Genomic DNA, 23,293 nt, shown 5'->3' with positions numbered 1-23,293 from the left:
ACTAAACCAATATTTGAGGCTTTTAGGTTAATATTATATTTTATTCGAAATCTGCTAAATATTCGTTTTTTAGGCTAATTTTCGATAATTACAGTATGAATATTCAATTGTAATTCAATAAACCTAAATATTTAATAAAATAGCCTATGAGCAATTTTACACTTAAAATCAGACCCTCAGTGTTCTTGCTGATATTTCTGGTTTCCCTCACAGCAGGCAAGGTTTTTGGCCAGACTAGTAGAATCTCTGGAACAGTAACCGATGCAGATACCAAAGAGACCTTAGTAGGGGTCAATATCTTGGTGAAAGGTAAGGTAATCGGAACTATCTCCGATTTATCGGGTAAGTACGCTCTTAATGTAAATCAGGAACCGCCATTCACACTGATCTTCTCCATGGTAGGCTATACTTCCCAGGAGGTGGAGATCACAGGCGGCCAATCCACGGTAGATATCCAACTTGCGGAAACTACCATTCTAGGGCAAGAGGTGGTCATCTCTGCATCCAGAGTTGAGGAAAGTATTCTACAATCTCCTGTCTCGATAGAAAAGATGGATATCCTTGCAATACGTGATACTCCTGCGGACACCTATTATAAAGCAATTGCAAATTTGAAGGGGGTGGACGTCACTTCCTCTTCTATCAATTTTCAGATTATCAATGCACGGGGATTTAATTCTACCGGTAACACACGATTTGTCCAGCTTACTGACGGTATGGATACGCAGGCACCTGCTTTGAATTTTCCTATAGGAAACCTTAACGGACCATCTGAATTGGATGTGGAGAGTGTGGAATTTATACCGGGCGCAGCTTCCGCTCTCTATGGTCCAAATGCATTTAACGGTATTTTACTTGTCAACAGTAAAAGCCCATTTGAATATCAGGGACTAAGTGCGTTTTACAAGCAGGGATTCAATCATTTTGGAGGAACTGCCGGCGAACCCACCAGCCCACAACCGATGTATGAAGGGTCTATACGTTATGCAAAAGCCTTCAACAACAAGTTTGCATTCAAAATAAACGCCTCCTTCATGCAGGCTGAGGATTGGTATGGTACAGACCAAACGGATCTTTCAAGTTCCGCTCAAGGAGACTTGCCTTTTAATCCCGGAGCCAACAGAGTCCATGTATTTGGGGATGAAGTAGCCAATAATATTGGGCTGCTCAGAAATGTGGGAGCTATTCAGCAACAAGCCCAAGCTTTGGGATTACAAGGATATCTAAGTAGTATTCCGGATCAAATTGTATCCCGTACAGGATATGATGAGCGTCACTTGGTGGATTATGGCGCTAAAAACTATAAATTAAACGGAGCGCTTCACTACAGATTAAGCGATAGATCAGAGCTTTCTTACACCTTAAATTATGGAGCAGGAACATCGGTTTATACCGGGGCTCAGCGTTATTCGCTGAGAAATTTTGAGATCACACAGCACAAACTTGAACTAAAGGGATCTAATTATTTTGTAAGAGCCTATACCACGCTCGAAAACTCAGGGGAATCATATATCGCTGATCTTACAGGGGTAAACATTAATTCAATGTGGAAAGACAATTCCAGCTGGTTTGGGCAGTACACTATAGCTTACATGGGTGCATTAGCCCAGCAGCAGGTTGCTCCGGGTACTTTGGGTACATCAGATCAACAAGCCATTGCTCACGGTGCTGCTAGAGGATTTGCTGATCAAGGTCGCTATGAACCGGGTTCAGCAGAATTTGAAAATGCGGCTAGAGATGTTCGTGGACAATTCATTCCGGAGGGTTCCTTATTCAATGACAAATCGCGGATGTACATGGCAGAAGGTCAATATGACTTCCGTGAAGAAATTGATTTTATAGATCTCCAAGTGGGAGCTCAATATCGGGTATATGATCTCCGTTCCAACGGTACAATCTTCGCTGATTTTGAGGGAAATGATATCACCATCTCTGAATACGGCGCATTTGCACAAGCAGGTAAAAAGGTCTTGAATGAAAAATTAAAAATCACGGGAAGTTTGAGATATGATAAAAATGAAAATTTTGAAGGCCAATTCAGCCCGAGAATTTCAGGAGTCTTAACTGAGAAAAACCATAATTTCAGAGTTTCTTATCAGACAGGCTTTAGAATGCCTACTACACAAGCACAACATATCGATTTAAACGTTGTGTCGGCAAGGTTAATCGGAGGATTGCCTTTTTACCGTGAGAAATACGACATTTTAACCAATTCGTTTACGCTTGCTTCTGTTGAAGATTATGTGGCTAAAGTTGGTTCCGGTTCAAGCCCGGTTTCACCTGAAGCTACAAGTTTGCTAAAACCGGCTACTGAGGAAGATTTCCCTGAGTTGCGACCTGAGCAGGTTAGATCAATTGAAATTGGATACAAGAGCTTATTGAACAACAATAAGATTTTGGTCGATTTTGCTTATTACTATAATATTTACAATGATTTCATTACTCAAAACGCAGTAAGAAAGGCTCCCGGTCCGGTCTTCCCTGTACCGGCTACCGGAGAGGAATTGGCTATCAATGCTGTAAATGCACCTACCCTGCTTACTCCCATTACCACTCCGGGTAGTGAAAATACTTTTCAGACCTACACGAACTTTACCAGCGGAAATGTAAAGGCACATGGGGCTGCATTTGGATTGACATTTAATCTACCAAAGAACTACAGTCTTTCAGGAAACTATAACTTCAATAAGCTCATTTCTTCACCTACAGAAGGATTTCTGAATGACTTCAACACTCCTGAACATAAAGGAAACCTTGTCTTCGGCAATCGGAAATTGACCAAAAACCTTGGTTTCAATGTGGCTTGGAGATACCAGACTTCATTTCGCTGGGAATCTTCATTTGCTAGAGGCGATGTTCCTGCGGTTTCTAATTTCGATGCTCAGGTTAGCTACAAGGTAAGTTCTATCAAATCAATCATCAAAATGGGAGGCTCTAACGTCTTTAACAATAGGTACTTCATGAATTTTGGAGGACCTACTATTGGATCCATTTATTACATCTCCATCACATTTGATGAATTGCTAAACTAAATTCATGAGTTTATGAAAAATATTCTAAAATATATATTTATACCGGTTGTAGGAGTTCTAGCTTCATGTAACTATGATTTTCCTGTTGAAGCTATTCAGGAACCCACAGCAGGTACTGCAGATTTTACTAAGATGATCGTCATTGGTGATGGAATTGCTGCAGGTTTTATGGACGGAGCCCTCTACGACCGAGGGCAAGGCAATTCATTTGCTGTTCATTTAGCAGAACAGATGAAGCTAATCAATGGAAGCGATTTTAATTTGCCTTCCATTAATTCACCTAATGGTTTTTATGCCTTGGGACCTGGAAATACAGTACTGGGAAGGTTGATACTCAAAACCGCTAATGGAACTACAGCTCCTGCTCCGATTGGGATAGGTGACATCCCTACTCCTTTCGATGGAAATAAAGCTGAATTGAACAACTTCTCAGCTCCAAATATGACCTTAGGCATTTCATTAATACCACAGGCAGGTGGACCTAATGTTCCTCAAAACCCCGCTTTTAATCCCCTATATGCCAGGTTTGCCTCAAATCCCGGGACATCTACTCCAATTGGAGATGCTGCTGCTGCATTAGGAACAAGTGGAACTTTCTTTACTTTCTGGCTTGGTAATAGCGATGTATTGGGTTATGCTATTGGAGGTGCTTCTAACCCTGATATTTTGACACCTGATGATGCCTTCGCTCAAAGATTCTCTTTGGCGCTAGGTGCTATGCTCCAAGCCAATCCGGAGGCTAAAGGAGCCGTAGCAAACATTCCAAACTTAAATGTCCTTCCTTATTTCAATCTTGTCCCTTGGAATGCTTTGCCATTGGATGGACCGACTGCAGGGGCAGTTAACCAAGGGTTTGCCGGCTATAATGGTGGTCTACTCCAAATCCAGTCCATGGGTGCTATCACAGAAGAGGAAAGGATTTTACGTACAATAGAATTTACAGCAGGGCAAAACGGGTTTCTGATGTCGGATGAAAGTTTAACCGATTTGACACAATTCGGACTTCCTTCTATCAGACAAAGTAAATCAACCGATAAACCAACATTAACACTTTCTCAGGCTTTAGGTCAGCCTGTAGGCGGTAACCCGCAAGCAGTGAGGGGCGTCAGTTTCCCGGTAGAAGATCTCTATGTCCTCACTCCGACTGAGCAAAATGAAATCCAAGATAAAATCAACGCCTTCAATGCAGTGATTTTATCAGCAGTTGAGAGCAATGCGGATCGATTGGTGTTAGTGGATATAAACGGGATGCTGAACCGCGTTCTTCAAGGGCAGGTAAACTTCGGCGGGGCCGCACTTACAGCAAGTATTATCCCACCAAACGGAGGCTTCTCTGTCGATGGAGTACACCCCAATGGAAGAGCTCATGGATTTATTGCCAATGAATTTATAAATGAGATAAATGCAAAATGGGGATCAAATATACCATTGCTTAATCCAAACGCAATCCCGGGAAATGACTTACCTGTGCAATAGCACTTGTTTGAATACTACCTTGTAATCCAGGCCGCTTGAATGAATCAGACGGCTGTTTTCTGAGGTTTCGGAATTCTTAATTCTTGGTATTCCTACTACAAGCTGACAAAAATCATAGCTCATCTTTCTGATTTTGTCATTGATGCAAAAACTGATAAACATTAGCCCAATTTACCTGAAAGCCATCCGCAAATTTCCGGGTGGCTTTTTTGGCTTTACCTCATAGAAATATTCCCGGTCAAAAATTCTAGAGTAGATGATTGAAGGAACCTGATCATGGTACGGCAGCAAGTCCTTCAAGGTCTCAGCCTGACTTTCATGACCATAAATCACCTGCAATACCCGATCAAAATACGCGGTAGTATTGATGGAGAAGTCAGGTTCAGGAAGCCCTTGGGTCAAGTCTTTCGGATAATGTTTTTGAAATCCTTCCGAAAGCTTCAGTGCCAACTGGATTTGTTTGGGAGATAGCGTAACCTGAAACAACCTCTGTGGAGTAAAATTTGGCCCCCGGAATTTCTTCATGAATAACTCTTCAATCGCCAATCCTGTCAGCCGATGATCCGGATGTCCATAGAGTCCTACTTTTGAATCATAACTCACCAAAACATCCGGTTTAAACTGTGTTATTAATTTTTCCGCAATGGATTTGAGTGAATCCAACCCTAATTTTTCCATCCCACTATCAGAATAATCCAACAGTTCCAAATGGTCAGCTCCGATTGTCTGTGCCGCATTTTGCATTTCTAATGTTCGTACCTGACCTAGCTCTTCCCTGGAATATTTTCCTTCCGTTTCGGCCGCTTCTCCTTTGGTCAGGCAAACCAAAATGATTCGGTGTCCTGCGTCTTTCATTTTCATCAAGGTGCCGGAGACTGTTACTTCATCGTCGGGGTGAGGGAAAAATGCCAAAATAGTCTTCGGGCCATCGGATTGGAACAGCAGCTCATGTTGTGGGATTTCGGAATCATGCAGCTGCGACTTACCAACCTGAATCAAAATCAAAGGGACCACCACCAAAGTGATGGTCCCGATAATTAGTAAGCTGATTATCAGCCTTCTCATTCCCATTCCTTAGTCATCGTACCAAGGAAGCTTACCAGATCTCTGATTTCTCTTTTGGTAAGCAGTGCCCTCATGTCGGGCATACTGGAAGGAGAGTTTTTTCGCTCAGCAATGCTGCTATTCATGATCAAAGTATCCGGTTTAGCTCCTACTTTCATGACCAAACCATCGGCTTTCTCTTCCATCAGCGTTCCGCTTAGGGAAGTTCCATCTTTCAATTCCAGTTGCACGAAACCATAGCCCGGTGCCAGTCTCTTACTCGGATCGATCAGCGCTTCCAGAAGTTCTGTCTTAGTGACTCTATTGGCTATACCATTCAGGTGCGGACCGGCTACACCTCCCATATCATCATATCCATGGCAGCGGATACACTGTGCGGTTTGATTTTGGAAGAATATTGCCCTTCCTGCCCTCACACTACCGCCTTCGAGCGCTCCGCTGTAAAGAGCCACCAAGTCACCCTTGGTGCGAGTCTCTTGAATCTTTTCATATTTAGCCTTTAGGTCAGTAGATTTGGTAGCGTCTATAGCTTCCTCCAGCTCTATCATCACTTCATTTGACAGCTTGTTTTTTGACAAATCATCAAGAAGTGTATTCCAAAGAGGAAGTTCCGCTGAATTATCAAGGTTACCCAAGCTTAGCAACGCGGCTTGTTTTTCTGTAGTGGTTCTGTTTTGAATCACATCCTGAAGCAAACTCACCATTAGGTCCTGAGAGATATCTGTTTTTGTCAACAGATCCAATCCGACTACCCGTACGGCTCTGGAATTGTCCTTCATCGCCAGTTCTATAGGAACTGAGATGGACTCAGGATTTGTCGTCGATAAGGCCAAAATCGCAGCTACACGTACATTTTCAGATTTATCATTTTTCAACAAAGAGATTAACTTTGATTCAGCATCTGCAATCTTCAATTTTCCGATTGCTTTTATACCGGCTTCACGCACATCTTCATCGCTATTATTCAACGCTTCTATTAAAGTTGATTTGGCTGAAGCCTGTATTGGCGCAAGCTCTCTTTCTACAGCACCTCGATTTCTGCCATCCACACGATCCAGAACGGATGGTTTTGCCCATGTTCCCAATGCCGCAATAGCTTCTGCTTTCAGAATGGAATTTACTCCAGGCTTAGCGATGTAAGTTTTGAGGTTGTCCATTGACTTCTGACTACCTACTCTCAGGTTTGCGCTGATAGCTCTTCTAATCAACGGTTCATTCTGGGAGGCGGTAGTTACTAATAGGTCTCCCAATGCAGGTAACGCGTCTTCTATGGAGAAATCATCGTTAATCGCTCTGGCGGCTTCTGTGACGATGTATTCGTCCGAGTCAGCTAAGAAAGCCGTGATGCCCGGGTCTGCCATTCTGCGTAGTGCCAAAACAGCTCCAAGACGAACTGCATTTGAGGGATGAGAAGCCAGCGCAATAATTGGCTCTTTCTTATTGATTCTTGCCAAAGCTAAACTTGCAGCATGGCGTAAAAATGCATCTTGGTCATTATTGGCTTCCAGTACTCCAATCAACCCCTCAATCGCCGGCTCGTAAGCAATTCTTCCCAAAGCTTCAGAAGCAAAGAATCTTACCCTTATTTCACTGTCCGATAATAAGGGCATCAAGGCAGCACCCGCTTTCGCATACTTAATGTCTCCAAGCCATTTGGCGGCCTGTGCCCGAATTTCAAAATCCCGGTCCTTCAGCAACGGAATCAACGCATCGGCATAGTCCATTTTCTCCATTCTTGCCAACTGGCTCATGCCCACAATGGCATGAATCCTGGCCAATTGATTGGCTTTTTGATCAATAGCAGCCTGAAATATTTTCGCTCCCTCTTTACCTCTCTTTGCCAGTTCAAATTGGGCCTTTCTTCTGATTCTCATGTCTTCATCACTTAGATAGCCACTCAGAGCTTCGTCAGTGAGCGTTTTGAAATCAGTTTTCATCACCTGGGCAGTGATCTTTCTAGCTTCCCAGTTTGCTCCACCTTCATCCTCAATTTTCCAGATTCTACCATAGTCTTTGGTGCCCCAGCCATCTATCCAGTCAGCAAAATAAAGAGAGCCATCAGGGCCAAAATCCAATCCGGTTGCCAATACCCCTGACATGATGTTCTCAGTCTGGGACATCTTAAATGAAGCCCCATCAGGCTCCAGCTTGAACGCATGAATTCCTGACCTCGTCGGGTTACCTACAAAAGAAGCTACGAAGAAGGTGTTTTTCCATTTTTCGGCCAAAGCGGTTCCCGGATTATAAACCATTCCTGTAGGTCCATTGATGTAATTCTGAATCGGAGGAGTGATGTAGGCCGCCTGTCCTTCATGTCTTGGCAGGTACAGTTTCTCATCCATCCATACTTTATACGTATTGTTGTCGGGATCACGGTATTTACCAAACTGCCAGTTGATTCTCCACCCGGTATCTGATCCATTGACTAGGTAAACCAGTCTTTCACTTTCACCGGCGTGATCCCCATCATTATCTACAGAGATCAGGTTGTTATACTCGTCAAAAGTGAACTCATGGGTATTTCTCACGCCCATGGCGAAAACCTCAAAATCACTTCCATCAGGGTTTGCCCGCGCCACCACACCTCTATTGGGGTATTTCCATTCAGTGCCATCCGGTCCCACTCCATTGAAACCAATATCTCCGATTCCCCAATAGATCCGGCCATCAGGCCCCAATTTAAGCCCGGACATCCCATGTCCTCCAAAACCGATATGAATGCCATAGCCATGAGAGATTGACTCTTTCTCATCCATGATACCATCGCCGTTTTTATCGGTAAGTCTCCAGACATCCGGTCCTACTCCTACGAAAAGATTATCCTCAAGCTTCAATAAGGCACCTGCGACATCGGTGGTCACATCATTGAAATCCTGAACCATGATCTGCGAATAGTCAGCTAGACCATCCCCATCTCTGTCCTCAAGTCTATAGAGTTCCTCTCTCTCCACAGTCATATCTCTCCAGTCGTGTGATCCGTCACCGTTCACGTCATCAAGCCAAGTGTTCTTATCAGACATTTCAGGAGATAGTGTCTTTTGGAGAAAAGCTCTTTTTTCCTCGATGGTCTGCAGACTAATTGATTCAATTTCCCACTCCTGGTGACCTCTAATATCAAATTCAGAGTTTTTCTGACGATTGGTTCTTGTGTAATATAAACTACCATCATCAGTCACCTGAATCGAAATAGGGTCATACACCAATGAGTCCACCGCCCATATGGAAAGTTTAAGACCCGGGCTAAGCGTGGGATTTATTCCTCCCTCAGCAGCCTGCACCATAGGGGCGATTTCCTCCTTGGACAAGGTTCGCTCACGGAGATCTACCGGTTCATTCTCACTACAAGAAATTAAAAGAGGGATTGCGGCGGCCAAAATGATTTTGGCGTAGCATTGTTTAATTTTGGGTTGAGGCATAGGTTAATTTTATTATTCCAATCTTGAAATTAACAAAATTAAAAATGGCTTTTAAGCCATTAATCAAAAAGGCTGTAAAAACAAAAGTCCCGACCAAGGATCGGGATTTTGTTCACTTTAACTACACAGGGTTTATAATCATCCCCTGTGGTTCGGCAGCGACATGCCTGCCTGCGGAAGGCAGGCTCGATTTCAGGTAATGTTATGTATTCAAGGTGTCTCCAGCAACTCGCTTCCTACTGAGACAGACTCATCGTCGATTACATTTAGTCGTAGCCATTCTATGTATGTCAGCATGTTGGCCTTACAGGCATATATACTTGAATCAGAACCTAGTAACGTATGTGGCGTTGCTACTTTTTCAGGATCATATCGGCAGTCAGTCAAGAAATACTCGTAATCAATATTTCCACTTGCAAGTCTCTTGATTGACTCGCGCATGCCTTTTGACCAGTCAAAAATGTATTCATTGTTGCTGGTGTGACGGTGATGGAGCACTGCGTAGAACCGCGGAAGGACAGCATCGTAAAGTGTATTACTATTTAGATGTTTTATTTTTTTTGCAGTAGAGTTTGTTCTATTGAGTAGCGCATCTCCATATGCATCACTGTCAATTTTAAAATTCAGAAACGCTTCCGTATCACTTTTCCACAGAGAATCCATAATGGCGGGCCAACGGTGTGAAGTAAGCTGTGAACAATCCGAAAGCTGATAGATCTTTTCATCGTCCGTATAATGTTCGGCAACATAAGGTGCCCAATATGCAGATGCAAATCCACCGGCACTTTCGCCCGAAATCAGAATTTTTTCCGGACTCTTAAAATTAGCGAATGTCCATTCAAGCGCAGTTAATGTATTATTTCGACCATTATGGTGTACCTCTGTACTTTTACCATCAACCGTATAGGTATTAGTAGCATTCCCAACATGAAAATCGCCTGTGCAATACGGGATAAAGACAATGTTCCAATCCTTGAATGGATTATTTTCATTTTCTTTATTTAGAATTCCTCCCTTTAAGAACCTATCAAAGAAGTTAAGAACTTTAGGATAGTAAAAAACCTTCAGATCTTTTTCATCTCCATGCAAAAGAGCAGCGGTAATAGTGATCGGGGCTGAACATGTAGCATCGTCCCAACAAGCTCCTCCCCCCGAAAAATGAATGATAGTGTTGTTGGATTTTCCCTTTCTCACAAAAATGAAATAGTCAGACCCATCACTGCACAATGATCTACCGCCAAGGTTAACTGTATGCCATGCATGGTCATTGACTTCGGTCATATGAGCCACGCTGTCGGGCTTCGCTAGCAAAATAAAATAGACGTAGAAAAAACCAACTACAAGTATCGCTATAAGGCAAATAAAGAACCATTTTAGAATTTTTTTCAATGATTTCATCTGATTATAATTTGATTTTTAAAAGACAGATGGAATCTCGCTGGGTTTATAATCATCCCTCTGTGTGTCGTCTTCGACATGCTCGATTTCATCTGTTTATATTTTGATTTTTAAAGACCACTACCTGTCCCGAAAATCGGGATAGCTCTCCCCTAACTCGATTCGGGAGAATCACACAGGCTTGATACTCCCAACCATGTATAGTTTGCCGTCGTGCTTGATTTTATCTTTACAATTTCTACCTAGGGAATGGCTGGCATTGTTTATGAAAACCGGCTGATCCATTAAAATTTGAATGTAGCAGTAAGATAAAAAGCTCGCGGTTGAATCCCCACAGTAGAGTATGGTGTGTCTGCTGCTACTGCCGCATCATATTCTGCTTTAGAGAAACTAGCATTGCCGCCCAGCACCTGACCTAAGCTTCCAGGACGCTGAAAGGTCATCACTCCATACGTATTGAAAAGATTATTGACATTTAAACTCAGCTGAAGAGCTTTCGAGAAATTATACCCGGCACTAAAGTCGAACTGTGAGAAAGCAGGCAGCTTGAATACATTAGCTGCATTCGCCTGACGACTTCCCAGATAAGACCAGGTAAGGAATGTATAGAATCTACTAATAGTGTAGGTTGGAGTGACATTCAGCATCACCCGAGGAGCATTGTCCGCTTCGTTTCCCGAGTACGATAGTATTGTATCGTCTTCGGGTCCATTTGCATTTGCTTCCCATACTTCGTACTCTCCAAGCTTTGTTTTTTGAAATGTTGCAACACCGCGCACACTAAAGTGTGGGTTGACATAAATATTCGTCTCAATTTCTACTCCCACTGTCTGATACTTGGCGTATGTTCTGGGGGGAAAATAATAAGTTCCGTTCGTATCCTGAAAAATCTGACCAACCGGTACCCCACTCAACACGCTATAAAATGGTGTTACGAACAGATCGGATTTACCAAACCCCGATTTCAATCCAAGCTCTATTTGTTCTGTGCTACGAACCTTTGGTCTGTATAATAGCAAATTTTGTGGTGTATTGAGGGTAAAATAGAAGTCGAGATCAGGAGCTTTTTTACCTTGAGAATAGCGTCCGTATATAGCAAGGTTATCATTCAGCTTATAATTCAAAGCAGCTGAGTAAGAGAACGTATTAATCGTATAATCAAACTTATAACTCCCAAGTGTGTCCAGACTATTGTTGTCATAGGTAGTAAATATGTCTCCATCTGTACCACCCGAGAAAGGAGAACCTATAAGATTAGGCCTTATGTTATTGCCTTTTATGTTCACACTTTCGTATCGCACACCCCAGTCGAATGTCCATTTGTCACTAAGGTTCCAGGTGTGCCCGAAAAATAGGGCGCCTTGATTTTGCGTAGCGTTAAAGGAGATGTAAGCTCCGAGATTACCCGTTCCCTGGCCTACCCCCGCCGCGTTTGTCAACTGATAGACACCCGGAGCTCCAGTAATAGGTACACCATTGCTTATGCCATAGAGCGGAGTGCCCGCAAAACTTAATGAAAGCATCTTAGGATGATTTTCCATTGTAGCAAGGCCAATATCTCCACCTGAGTAACGCTTGGCATCTGAGTAACCAAAATACCCTCCAAGATTAAAATTCATATTGCCTATTTTCTTGTTGAATGCAAAACGCTCCAAAAACTCATTGACAGTGTTGTCATAGTAACTGAGCGGAATAAGGAGAATAGAATTTGGAAGGATATCCTGTCCCGGAAGAGTGCTTGATGTTACCACTGGCACACCACCTGTTACTGACACATTTGCTAATGTTTCCCCAGTCTTTACGTTACTAAAAGTGAAAGCTCCTGGAAACCCTGCGCCAAAACCGCCCAAAAAAAAGTAGGGAGTTAAATCAGTTATTGAAGAAGGAATTACGCCGCCTTGCGTATTATATAAGACAGAGTTAGCGGCATACTTGGCAGAGTTGGTAAAGCTCCAGTCATTCCCCAGTTCGTGATCCCATGTAAAAGCAATGGACTTATATTTATTCTTTACCTGATTTCTTGAGTCAAAATCATAGTTGCCTCCATTCACAAGATCCTTGGCCGAATACTTAAATGCTTCAGGAAAATTGGTTGAGCTGCTGTTAAATCCCGGTGCCAGTCGGGGGTTATCATATCCAGTTGTTAAAATTGGCTGAGCAAATCCATTTTTATCGTCAAGGTATTTAAGAAATATTTTAAGACTTCCCTTTGAATATTTCTTTTCGACATTGGCTTTCACCTGCCCTCCTTCATTCATCGGGTAACCTGGATATCGCGCACCCTGATCATAGCGGTAAAAACCTCCGATGTTATAGAACCAGTTTTTCCCCAAAGGTCCTCCGATATTGCCATCCAAACGGGTCAAACTATTTGCTCCGTTTCCTAACAGCCCCTGTTTCAAACGTACCTCGCCTCCAAATATATTCCCGCCTCTTTTGGAGACATAGTTAAAAATACCTCCGGGAGCATTAGCTGCCGCCACGGAAGCAGGACCACCCCGCACAGCATCCAATCGTTCGAGTGTAGCATCGGCACGAAGAAAAAAATCCGGACCATAGCTGAAATATGTTGTGTTTGTTATGGGCAATCCATCTTCCTGCATGGACACATATTCATATCCAAAACTTCCATCTGTTGACCCAACCGTTATACCCCGTGAAGAAACACTGTTGCGGATTTCACCCACAGATGAATTCACATACACTCCAGGGACATTTCTTAGTAGATCCGGTGCACTGTTAGGAACCTGATTATCTATAATCTCTCTACCAAGAGTAGTGATAGCGATCGAAGCATCCATTCTTGTACGCTCATCAAATACTCCCGTCACCACCACTTCATCCAATGCCCGGCTATCACTTAGTACAATAGATATGGAGGTTAGGTTAGCGGCAACCGTTATTTCAGTGGGGGCAAAACCTACAAATGATGCAACAAGTGTAACGGTATTGTTTGGAACATTCGCAAGGGAGAAAGATCCGTTTCTATCTGAAACAGCAAATAAATTGGTGCCTTTTACCTGCACAGTTGCACCCGGTAATGTGGTACCATCTGATTCGGAAACCGTTCCGGAGATTGTTCTCGTTTGGGAGAATACAGTGCCGGCCGACAATTGCATAAATAGGAGCAGCACTAATTTTGTTAATAGTAAAATATTTATTTTCATAGGGTTTATTGTTAATATTAAATTAGAGAGTGATATATCTAATGTGTGCATCTGCATGAATGCACTAGCCATAATCAATGTATGGTTTCAGTATCTGTAATAGCTGATTCTTAACTCCGGCCCTTGACCCGATGAGCCTGCCTGCAGTTATGCTATTCCCCTATTTTTTAATGACCATATTTCAAAACCCAGTCCACTGCAGATGTCAGTACTAGAGAACGCGTTTTCAGATCATTCATATTCAGATCGTGGCCGGCATTAGGGATTGCAAGTAGCTTATGTTCAAACCCAAGTGATGTGAGTTTTCGATCCAGCATTTCAGATTGTGAGAAAGGGACAACTACATCAGACGTTCCATGTATCATCAATACAGGAATATTTTTGACCTGAGTTATCGGGCTTGACTGAGCGTAGGCTATATCAAGAGGAGCTCCTTTTATATAGTTTTTTCCAGTCATTCTCTGAATAGCGTCTATCAAGCCTACTTTCGAAGCATAATTCAATAATGTAGTATCATTCACGTTTGTTGGACCTGAGAATTCAACAACTGCTTTTATGTTCTTTGACGTAGTATATGCTGATAAAAGGGCAAGGTGGCCTCCCGAACTGGCTCCAACCATCACGAAACCATCCTTGCGAGTATTCCATGCTAAAGCATGCTGACTGCAATAGTTGAGTGCCTGATCCACATCGTCCAGCATCTGTGAGTAATGAACATCGCTGGTATTTGCATAGCGGTGGTTAATACTGGCTACTGCAATACCATGATTAAGAAGCGTATCCTGAATATCGCGGACATTTTCCTTTCCTGCCTTTACCCATGCTCCTCCATGGATCAATAGCACAAAGGGAGTATTGACATTTCGCTGAGCAGGTAGGTAAACGTCCATTACATTGCGGGGATCAGTACCATAGGCCACATCATTAATTTTTTCTTGCTTACTTTCTCCAGTCGGCGTTTTACTTGCCGTACAGCTTCCGATAAGTGACACAAGGACAAAAATGGCGAGGTAATGACGCAATGGAAAAGAGCTGGCTATTATTCCTCTTCTTTTCAAACTGCTAATTCTGTTTTGTAAGATTCCTGATTTCATTTTAATTTGGTTGAGTTGGGTTATTGTCTTTACAAAGGCTGTATTCTTAAATTTTTCTTTAGGATTTTGCCGGAAGCATTGATGGGAAGTGAATCGACAAACTCTACGTACCGTGGATATTTATAAGCGGCTATCTTATCTTTAGTCCACAGAATAATTTCCTCTTTGGTGGCTGACCTATCTTTTTGCAGGACAACGAATGCTTTTATCTCTTCGCCCATTTTTTCGCACGGAACACCAACCACCGCTACCAGTGACACGGCTTCATGTTTCATCATTACGTCTTCTACCTCCCGCGGATAGACATTCTTTCCCCCTCGTATGATGGTGTCTTTTATGCGGTCTATAATGAAAAAAAAACCATCAATATCTTTTACCGCAATATCTCCGGAATGCAACCACCCGTTTGTGATTACTTCGGCCGTTTCTTTATCTTTTTTATAATATCGTTTCATCACATTGTGACCCCGATACCATAACTCACCTTTTTCACCCGTGGCTACTTCATTCCCGTCCCTACCCACGATCTTTACTTCAACCCCCCACACAGCTGTGCCGACTGAGCCTGCCTTTCTACCAATCTGTTGATGATTGAACGTCACAACAGGTGAGCCTTCGCTCATCCCATAACCTTCTAATATTGGCACACCGAAACTAGCTTCGAAATCCTTTAAAATTTTAACTGGGAGTGAGGCGCCACCTGAGATGCAACGACGCAGCTGGTGTGCCCGTCGTTCATGCCCAGGCTCATCTTTGGTAAAATTCAACAATGCCCAATACATAGTAGGAACACCGGCAAACACACTCACCTTATACCTGCTAAGCAACACCAATACTGCGCTCGGATCAAAACGTGTGAGGAGCAAACAATGCGCACCCTGAAGAATGCTGGCATTCATTTGTAAAGTCATGGCAAAAATGTGAAAAAGTGGAAGAGCGATAAGCTGAACATCTTTCGGCTTAAGATTCAGGACGCTGTCAGCGCAGAGCATTGCATTCAACAAAAGGTTGGAATGCGTTAACTCTGCTCCTTTCGGCAAACCTGTAGTGCCTGATGTGTAAATAATAACTGCCGTATCTTCGCCGCTAGTTTGGATTGTTTCGAATACGTCCGAACACCGCGAAGTAAGATCATCCAAGGTTTTAGCCGATTCTATTTTTGATTTCATGCCATGCCTAGGCATGATCATAAAGAAATGCTCGCAGGTTGGCGTTTCGTCAAATGCGCTCCAGCCATATTGTCCCATCGGTAAGTCAGCAGTGCCTTCAAAGCAAAAGAAAAATTTCGCATCACTGTCTTTCAGCTGATAGGTAATTTCATCCTTCTTAAGTTGAACGCTTAACGGAACAACTACCCCGGCAGCCTTTAGTATTCCAAAATATATAATTGGAAACTGGGGGAGATTCAGGCAATTCAACGCTACCTTATCGCCGGGTAGCATACCCATAGCTTTTAAACCATTGGCAACTTTATTGGCCTCGTCATTTATTTGCTGGAAGGTATAGGAGATTTCTTCACAGGTGAACGCCGGATTACGGCGATGCTTGCGGGTGCTGTCTTCGAGAATTACCGATAAGTTGATCATGATATTTTCAGTTGAGAGTGATGACATTTCATCCACAGGCATCAATACTGTAATAATGATCGCAATCGTTTGCCTAAATCGGATATCGAAACAGGAACAATTTGACACGAAACGGGAATAATTTGCAGAAAGCTGTAAAACGTATATGTTTTGCTAATAAATCAGACTTTGAAAAATGTACTAAGTAATCAGAATTATGGCATTTTTTGTCAGACCTGCGTTTTTATGTATGCCTCACTTATGGGAAGTTGTAATAGTGCGAATACGATCATTCAGGGGAGTAACACCATACAATTTAAGATATAGCTGCGCAAAGTGACCTCTATTGGTGTAACCCACCAGATCACAAATGCTCTGAATGGGAATATCCGTGCGAACTACGAGGTCATGGGCCTTTTCCAGTCTAGCTTTGATAATATACTGGTGAACGGGTAACCCGAAAATTTTGCGAAAGCCACTCTTAAGATCGCATTCGTTAATGCCGATCCTTTGGCTTAATTCCTTAAGCGATATTGCCATCCCTATGTTTTCGTCCACCAATTCTTTAGCTGCTCTCAAGCAGGCAAGCTGATGATCCGAAAGATCAGCGTAATGAGCACTTACGTCCTCCTTCTTTAAGAATTCAAAAAATAAATAAATAAATTCAAGTATTTTGCTTTCAACTAGAATAGAATTCCCCAGAGCTTCGTAATCTATGCGGAACAACTGTTTGAGCATTTCGCTGATATTAGGATTGAGGCAATAATAATCAAGCTTTGAAGCAATTTTCTTCCGATCTCCAAGCAAGTATTTCTCAGGAATGAATATCCGCATTCCATCAATTGTGGTAATATCGTACTGAAATTTACTGTGCCCCTTCAAGGCAGCCGAATCTATAGTGCCGTCTGAACTAATTCTCAGATCAATTATTCCATTCTTACCAACTTCATCAGGAGAAAGAAAAGTGGTGGGTGCTTTAAAATCCCACTTGCCACGAAAAAAATGAATATCGTTACGCACAAAGAGCAACAGTGAACCAAAGCCCATCTCCTCCGGAAAACCAATATGGCGAGCATTCCACACCTCATGGGAGAGGAACCCATGCTTTTCAATTAATGCAGTGGTGAAATCGGAGGGATTGATATAGGGCAATTTCAGTTTCATAAGATTCATTCATTTGCATCTAGATATATCAACCCACACATGATCAATCCACACATGCCTATGTGCTCTATTCTGATCTGAACCACTTCTTGCGCTTCCAAGCTCTATTATGAGCTCAACATGCTGATTATGTTAATTTATCATTGAATCTAATTTAGAGAATATATTTATAAACCGGTATGTTATTAAGTTTAAGCAGCCAGAAAGTACCAATGGCTTTTAAGCCATTAATCAAAAAGGCTGTAAAAACAAAAATCCCGACCAAGGATCGGGATTTTGTTCACTTTAACCACTAACAACCATAAAACAAAAATTTCTTAAGACAAAGCGGGGATTGAGCTTAAACGTCTTGGTAGTCGGTACGGGAATCGAACCCGTGTTTTATCCGTGAAAGGGATACGTCCTAACCCCTAGACGAACCGACCAAAATAAATCAAAAATATCACAACTTCCTGAAAATCAGGCGACAATGTAGTCGGTACGGGAATCGAACCCGTGTTTTATCCGTGAAAGGGATACGTCCTAACCCCTAGACGAACCGACCATTAATGACCTTGAAAAACTTGCTTTTTCAAATGGTTGTGCAAATATAGAGGGTTAAGTTTTTAAAACCAATTTGGCTTCGAAAATTTCTTCTGATTTGAGTTAAAAAGCTGAGTCCAAAGGAATAAAATTTTCTTAGAATGGATTGTTGTTGATTTTCCTACTTTTGATTTCCAATTAGAAAACTACCCATGAAACCAACAAAAGACATCAGAGTAGCCATAAACGGCTTCGGGCGGATAGGCAGATATACGGCCAAATTGATCTTGGAAAAAAGGGGATTTAATCTCGTAGCTATTAATGATTTGGCAGATCAAGTCGCCATCTCACACTTGCTGAAATACGATTCCATTCACGGGAAATCCTGTAGTAAAATCGAGCTTGAGAATTCAATCCTCAAAGTAAATGAACATGAAATCCGGCTGTTTGGACAGTCTGATCCCGAAAAACTTCCCTGGGAAAGTTTAGCTATTGATATTGTCATTGAATGTACAGGGAGATTTACGGATAGACCCGGAGCCGAAAAACACCTGACAGCCGGTGCCAAAAAAGTTATTATTTCCGCACCTTCACTGGATCCTACTATCAAAATGGTGGTTTTGGGTGTCAATGATTCTACTTTGACAGGAGATGAAAAAATCGTTTCCAATGCTTCCTGTACTACAAATTGCCTTGCTCCCATGGTGAAAGTGCTGGATGACAATTTCGGAGTGGTCAAAGGTTTCGCGTCCACGGTCCATTCCTATACCAATGATCAAAACCTTCATGATGCTCCCCACCGTGACCTGAGACGTGCAAGAGCTGCTGCCTATTCCATTATTCCCACTACGACCAATGCGGGAAAAGCACTGGATGAGATATTGCCTGATTTGGCAGGGAGAATTGAAGCTTCAGCAATGCGGGTTCCTGTGCCGGACGGTTCATTGACCGATATGATTGTGGAGCTAAAACAGGAGGTCTCCGAAGAGCAAATAAATAGTGCATTCAGAGAGGCTAGTAAGGGCTATTTGAAGGGTTATTTGGAAGTAGAAGACTCCCCTATTGTATCCATAGATATCATAGGGAATCCACATTCCTGCATCATTGATTCTGCGCTTACTTCAGCCAAAGGAAAAATGATCAAACTCGTAGGCTGGTATGACAACGAAGCGGGCTATGCCAACCGTTTGGTAGACCTAGCCCGCTTGATATCAGAAAATAATAAGTGAGATTAAGCTTTTACGCGATTCAGAGAAAGGAGCTTCACCACAAAGTTTGGTAAGTTTCCTTTCTTTTTTCGTTCTCCCAGGTTGAGATACCAGCCAAACTTCTCCATGATTGGGACTTTGAAAGTTTCCACCATCTCGATGAGGGTTCCATCCGGATCTTCCAAATAAGAGAATCTTCCGGCTGCTTTTCCCATGTCAAATTCATTTTGACTATCCACTGTAAGTTCTATACCATCTTTTGCCAGTTTCTCTTTGATATCGCTCATACCATTGACATCAAAGCAAACGTGGATAAATCCCAAATCTCCCCAGTTTCTATTCTCGAATGCCTTATTCCTAGGCTGGGCATTTGTTTCAATCAATTCGATCTGAGTTTGGCAGAACAATCTGCCAAATGCACCTGTCATTATGGAAGATCCCTGCAGGATAACTCTTCGATATTCTGTAGTAGGTTCGCCCACTTGCACGAAATCTGCCCAAACACCGGCCTTGTCACAAAGAATTTCAGTTTGCATCAAATGCTTCTGATATACAGGCAATGCATCGTCTACAGAAGACACGCCGATCACCACCCCCAAAACTCCGCCTGTAAGGTCTTTGTTTTTGCTAAACCAAGAACCGTTTTCAATCAGTTCAAATGTGTTGCCATAAGGGTCTTTAACATAAAAATGCCAAACGCCCATGGGATTTTTCACAGGCTCACCCAGCATGGTTGCTCCTATCTTTTTCAGGTGAGCATGGGTTTTCTGAATATCATGACAGCGCATTTTCACAGCCAAAATCCCCAAATCTTTCCATGTGAGCTCTTTTTCGGAAGCTAGAGGTTCCTTTGATGTGTATTGCCAGATTTCAAACCCTCCGCCCCCTTGCATATTCAAAGCTAGAATAGCATGCCTGCTTTCTACCTTACCAGAAGTGTAACGAGTCATCAATTTAGCTTCAGCACTATCCTGGAAGATCGGCACATCCATTCTAAATGCTTTTCTGTACCAAGCCCAAGCTTGGTTTGCATCTTTTACTCCTATCCCTACTTGCTGGATTCCATTAATTGTTGCTTGATTCATTCAACTACTGTTATGCTTTTACTTCTTTTGGTTTAAAAGATTTAAATATAAACTTTTGATTGAAGCCGGCTTAACTTTTAACGAAAAAAGAGAAAAAGCCATAAGATTTGCCAGCTGCACTTTCAGCCAACTAGTTGAGCTGTATTTACGTGCGGAAACTGTAATTTCCTGCGGAAGAACATGGAAATCAGATTTTTGACGGATTCTCCTTACCAATTCAAAATCCTCCATGATACAATAGGATTCATCAAAGCCTCCTAAAGAATCGAAAAATAGTTTTTTAATAAATAGCGTTTGGTCCCCACCTCCGGAGAAAAGACCGTTAAATCCCGTAAACCAAGAATTAATTTTCAAAAGCCTACTATCAGAATCAAATTTGTACCGAAAGCATCCGGTATGCTTTCCTTTAGCAATATTTTCAAAAATCACTTTTGCAAATTCTTTGTTCGGTCTCGTATCGGCATGCACAAAGTAAAGAACGGATCCTCCGGCATGTTTTGCCCCCAAGTTTAATTGGGCTGCTCTATTGCTAATAGAAGATTGGAAAGTCTGCGCTCCTAATGACTTAGCAATAGCTAGAGAACTGTCTTTGGATCCTCCATCTACGACAATAATTTCAGAGATTGATCCATTTCCATGCTGTATCAGGTAAGGAATAAGATCTTTGAGATTTGCTTCCTCATTTAGGCATGGGATTATTACCGAAATCTTATTCGCTTCAATCAACTCTGCGTTTTATCGTGTAATTTTTGATGTTGTTTTCCAGTACTACCTTCTGCAAAACTCCCCCTTCATAGTGAAACCGGTTCATGTTTCCATTTACGTCAATCTCATACACACCCTTTTCTATTTCCCGCACGGTAGTCAGCATTCCGAAATTCTCAGAGATTAGCACATCCCCGGCTTTTGGCTCATGAAAATACAATGCGGCCGTACTTGAATTGATGATCTGATTGATAGGCTCCTCATTGTGGAATTTATAGGAATTCGCGTCCACGTCGTAATGGTCTTTGTTCCAAGTGACCGAGGTCAAAAAATTCCCCCTGTTGGAATCTGAATTTGTGGTTGCTTTCATCAACTGACCATTTTCGTAGTGGGCTTTTTGCAAAAACTCCACATGGATTTTTCCGAAAAACCAGAATTCCACTTTACTGTGAATCTGATAATCTTCCCCTTTTGGAGTAGTAGTTTTGTCAGCCTGCATGCTACCGATTGTGAATCCGGCAAGCACAATGTCATAAGTATTTGTCTTGGTCTGGCCAAAGCCATTCAAGCTTGATCCCAAAGAGAAAGCAAGAAAGACTAGAATAAAACTAACTGACTTAAAGGTATTTAAATACATATGGATCGATCAAGAAGTAAAGGGTCTGATTTTGTAATTTTCAATGGGTCAAATCTACAATAAGATGAGGGGTTACCTTAATTCCTCCCAAAGATTGAAGAAATATTAAGATTTAAATTTATCCTTAACTCTCTCCCAATCCTCTTCAAGATCTACATCTGAAAGTGTTGGAAGCAAGGTAAAGGAAATCTCATTTCGGGTCAAATATTCCTTAGTAAGAGAGGTGACTTGATCCGTACTCCATGGAATTCCCTCAAATAACCCCGGAATAAATATACGCATGCCAAGCAGGTAATATCCTCCATCCTCAGCAGGGCCGATGACCACATCGTTTGTACCCAACTTTTCAAATGCAGCAGAAATGTGTTCTGATGTAATCTCTGCACAATCCGTTCCTATTATTACCAACCTGTCAAATTTCTCGTCGAAAAGCAGCTGAAATGCATTCCTCATTTTTTCACCCAACCCCTTACCTGACTGTAGTTCAAATCTATAATTTGCAGGATATTCCGAAAGGTCTCCTTCTGGGAAATTCGAGAAAAAGAGGATCTTTTGGGCATGACATGGGGAAGCTACACTATGGGTATATTGCACCAACTGCCCATATACTTCAAAAGCAGCCTGGTCTCCTAGTGTGGCAGCAAGTCTTGTTTTCACTTTGCCCAGTTCAGCATTTTTCTGGAAAATCAGTAATCCGTCTTTCATTTAAGCAGTGGTTCCTCCGCAACTTGATCCTGCTCCTGCAGTGCAGCCAAAACAGTGGTTTTTGACTACAATATCTCTTCCAGTCAGAGATTTTTCATTCCAGTCTTTGATATGTTGGGAATTTTCGGCTGTCACCTTTAGTTCCAGCATTTGATTGAAATCACAATCGTATAAATATCCGTCCCAGCCTACGGAGATCGTATTTCTGCACATTACCCCCGCTGCCGCTACGGGATTAAAACTATCGATTAGCTTTTCCATATACCTCTCATAATTTTCGCTCCTTATCAGGTAATCAAGAAATCGGCTAATCGGTAAATTTGTAATGGTAAAGAGAGAATTAAAGGAAATCCCAAATTTATCAGCTAGTCGCTTTTTGAATTCGGCTTCCAGACCACTTTGCGCGGCAGGCATGAAAGCTCCTGACGGGTTATACACCAGATTTAATATCAACCCCGTTCCCTCCATTCCATATCCCTGTTCATTTAGCAGTTTCAAAGCTTTTATAGATTTGTCAAAGACACCGTCTCCGCGTTGTGAATCAGTCTTCATTGCTGTGAAATAGGGCAAGGAAGAGGCGACTTCAATCTTATGCTTTTTGAAAAAGCCGGGCAGATCGTGGTATTTTGGATTTGCCAAGATGATGGTGAGATTGCATCGCACGATTATAGTCACCTCAGCATCGATGGATCGGATAGATTCTACAAACCATCGGAAATCAGGATTCATCTCCGGTGCTCCACCCGTCAGGTCAATTGTAGTGATTTCATGATTCTTAATAACCTCAAGACAATCCATCATAGTCTCCCGGGTCATAATTTCCTTGCGGTCGGGTCCAGCATCCACATGGCAGTGTTTGCAGACTTGGTTACACATTTTTCCCAGATTGATTTGTAGGATTTCTATCCGGGTGGGTTTTAATGGAAAGAGATTTGACTTCTCCAGCTCAAAGGCAAAACGATCTCCCGAAAAACCTGGCATATCGCTTTCTAAGAATTGAATCTCTGCTTCAGAGCTGGATAATGGGTGATCTTGTGCTTTGAGAGACTTCATG

15 protein-coding genes and 2 tRNA genes are annotated in these 23,293 nt (G+C 42.3%); 3 read left to right on the top strand and 14 right to left on the bottom strand.

What is annotated here, in order from left to right; translation table 11 throughout:
• Positions 1-146 precede the first annotated feature (146 nt).
• Positions 147-3,032, top strand: a complete 2,886-nt coding sequence (locus J2X69_RS03165; protein WP_310098312.1) for a carboxypeptidase-like regulatory domain-containing protein — start codon at positions 147-149, stop codon at positions 3,030-3,032.
• A gap of 12 nt (positions 3,033-3,044) precedes the next feature.
• Entirely contained in the window at positions 3,045-4,508 is a 1,464-nt protein-coding gene (locus J2X69_RS03160) for a hypothetical protein (protein ID WP_310098309.1), read from the top strand.
• 171 nt (positions 4,509-4,679) lie between these two features.
• On the opposite strand, the gene J2X69_RS03155 is transcribed toward J2X69_RS03160, so the two are convergent.
• From J2X69_RS03155 to J2X69_RS03115, 9 genes are all read right to left on the bottom strand, one after another.
• Entirely contained in the window at positions 4,680-5,573 is an 894-nt protein-coding gene (locus tag J2X69_RS03155) for a PIG-L family deacetylase (RefSeq protein WP_310098306.1), read from the bottom strand.
• The gene (locus J2X69_RS03150) at positions 5,570-8,989 is read right to left on the bottom strand and encodes a HEAT repeat domain-containing protein (RefSeq protein WP_310098304.1); all 3,420 of its coding nucleotides are present in this window, start codon (positions 8,987-8,989) and stop codon (positions 5,570-5,572) included. Before J2X69_RS03150 ends, J2X69_RS03155 begins: the two co-directional genes overlap by 4 nt.
• A 210-nt stretch (positions 8,990-9,199) precedes the next feature.
• Positions 9,200-10,387 carry a pectin acetylesterase-family hydrolase gene (locus J2X69_RS03145; RefSeq protein ID WP_310098301.1) on the bottom strand — a complete coding sequence of 396 codons (1,188 nt, stop codon included), beginning with the start codon at positions 10,385-10,387 and terminating at the stop codon, positions 9,200-9,202.
• Between the two features lie 284 nt (positions 10,388-10,671).
• Positions 10,672-13,554 (bottom strand): TonB-dependent receptor, encoded by a 2,883-nt coding sequence (locus tag J2X69_RS03140; protein WP_310098297.1) that lies wholly within the window; start codon positions 13,552-13,554, stop codon positions 10,672-10,674.
• 167 nt (positions 13,555-13,721) lie between these two features.
• Positions 13,722-14,648, bottom strand: a complete 927-nt coding sequence (locus J2X69_RS03135) for a prolyl oligopeptidase family serine peptidase (RefSeq protein ID WP_310098294.1) — start codon at positions 14,646-14,648, stop codon at positions 13,722-13,724.
• A 29-nt stretch (positions 14,649-14,677) separates the two neighbouring features.
• Positions 14,678-16,234 (bottom strand): long-chain fatty acid--CoA ligase, encoded by a 1,557-nt coding sequence (locus J2X69_RS03130; protein ID WP_310098291.1) that lies wholly within the window; start codon positions 16,232-16,234, stop codon positions 14,678-14,680.
• A gap of 234 nt (positions 16,235-16,468) precedes the next feature.
• Entirely contained in the window at positions 16,469-17,377 is a 909-nt protein-coding gene (locus J2X69_RS03125; protein ID WP_310098288.1) for an AraC family transcriptional regulator, read from the bottom strand.
• 350 nt (positions 17,378-17,727) lie between these two features.
• A tRNA-Glu gene (locus J2X69_RS03120) sits at positions 17,728-17,802 on the bottom strand.
• 47 nt (positions 17,803-17,849) lie between these two features.
• Positions 17,850-17,921 (bottom strand) — tRNA-Glu (locus J2X69_RS03115).
• A 190-nt stretch (positions 17,922-18,111) separates the two neighbouring features.
• Here J2X69_RS03115 and gap point away from each other — a divergent pair.
• On the top strand, positions 18,112-19,128 hold the full coding sequence (gene gap, locus J2X69_RS03110) for a type I glyceraldehyde-3-phosphate dehydrogenase (protein WP_310098285.1): 1,017 nt from the start codon (positions 18,112-18,114) through the stop codon (positions 19,126-19,128).
• Between the two features lie 2 nt (positions 19,129-19,130).
• Here gap and J2X69_RS03105 read toward each other — a convergent pair whose 3' ends face one another.
• The 5 genes from J2X69_RS03105 to arsS all read right to left on the bottom strand — a co-directional run bounded on the left by J2X69_RS03105 (position 19,131) and on the right by arsS (position 23,292).
• Positions 19,131-20,192 carry a VOC family protein gene (locus tag J2X69_RS03105; RefSeq protein ID WP_310098282.1) on the bottom strand — a complete coding sequence of 354 codons (1,062 nt, stop codon included), beginning with the start codon at positions 20,190-20,192 and terminating at the stop codon, positions 19,131-19,133.
• Positions 20,193-20,210: 18 nt separating this feature from the next.
• Positions 20,211-20,918: a TIGR04283 family arsenosugar biosynthesis glycosyltransferase gene (locus J2X69_RS03100; RefSeq protein ID WP_310098279.1), complete on the bottom strand. Its 708-nt coding sequence runs from the start codon at positions 20,916-20,918 to the stop codon at positions 20,211-20,213.
• Entirely contained in the window at positions 20,911-21,534 is a 624-nt protein-coding gene (locus J2X69_RS03095; RefSeq protein WP_310098276.1) for a DUF6134 family protein, read from the bottom strand. The genes J2X69_RS03100 and J2X69_RS03095 overlap by 8 nt, the downstream gene beginning before the upstream one ends.
• A 105-nt stretch (positions 21,535-21,639) precedes the next feature.
• A complete protein-coding gene (locus tag J2X69_RS03090; RefSeq protein ID WP_310098273.1) occupies positions 21,640-22,239 on the bottom strand; it encodes a TIGR04282 family arsenosugar biosynthesis glycosyltransferase in 600 nt (199 codons plus the stop codon).
• Complete coding sequence (gene arsS / locus J2X69_RS03085) at positions 22,240-23,292, bottom strand: arsenosugar biosynthesis radical SAM (seleno)protein ArsS (RefSeq protein WP_310098270.1); 1,053 nt, start codon at positions 23,290-23,292, stop codon at positions 22,240-22,242. It abuts the gene before it with no gap.
• Position 23,293 lies beyond the last annotated feature (1 nt).

The organism is Algoriphagus sp. 4150 (assembly GCF_031457395.1).
GTDB lineage: Bacteria > Bacteroidota > Bacteroidia > Cytophagales > Cyclobacteriaceae > Algoriphagus.
This window is presented reverse-complemented; position numbering and strand designations above follow the sequence as displayed.

Coding starts and splice junctions, on each gene's coding strand:
- J2X69_RS03140 (WP_310098297.1), bottom strand. CDS start 13,554: ATGAAAATAAATATTTTACTATTAACAAAATTAGTGCTGCTCCTATTT.
- J2X69_RS03145 (WP_310098301.1), bottom strand. CDS start 10,387: ATGAAATCATTGAAAAAAATTCTAAAATGGTTCTTTATTTGCCTTATA.
- J2X69_RS03125 (WP_310098288.1), bottom strand. CDS start 17,377: ATGAAACTGAAATTGCCCTATATCAATCCCTCCGATTTCACCACTGCA.
- J2X69_RS03130 (WP_310098291.1), bottom strand. CDS start 16,234: ATGATCAACTTATCGGTAATTCTCGAAGACAGCACCCGCAAGCATCGC.
- J2X69_RS03165 (WP_310098312.1), top strand. CDS start 147: ATGAGCAATTTTACACTTAAAATCAGACCCTCAGTGTTCTTGCTGATA.
- J2X69_RS03095 (WP_310098276.1), bottom strand. CDS start 21,534: ATGTATTTAAATACCTTTAAGTCAGTTAGTTTTATTCTAGTCTTTCTT.
- gap (WP_310098285.1), top strand. CDS start 18,112: ATGAAACCAACAAAAGACATCAGAGTAGCCATAAACGGCTTCGGGCGG.
- J2X69_RS03135 (WP_310098294.1), bottom strand. CDS start 14,648: ATGAAATCAGGAATCTTACAAAACAGAATTAGCAGTTTGAAAAGAAGA.
- J2X69_RS03160 (WP_310098309.1), top strand. CDS start 3,045: ATGAAAAATATTCTAAAATATATATTTATACCGGTTGTAGGAGTTCTA.
- J2X69_RS03090 (WP_310098273.1), bottom strand. CDS start 22,239: ATGAAAGACGGATTACTGATTTTCCAGAAAAATGCTGAACTGGGCAAA.
- J2X69_RS03150 (WP_310098304.1), bottom strand. CDS start 8,989: ATGCCTCAACCCAAAATTAAACAATGCTACGCCAAAATCATTTTGGCC.
- J2X69_RS03105 (WP_310098282.1), bottom strand. CDS start 20,192: ATGAATCAAGCAACAATTAATGGAATCCAGCAAGTAGGGATAGGAGTA.
- arsS (WP_310098270.1), bottom strand. CDS start 23,292: ATGAAGTCTCTCAAAGCACAAGATCACCCATTATCCAGCTCTGAAGCA.
- J2X69_RS03155 (WP_310098306.1), bottom strand. CDS start 5,573: ATGAGAAGGCTGATAATCAGCTTACTAATTATCGGGACCATCACTTTG.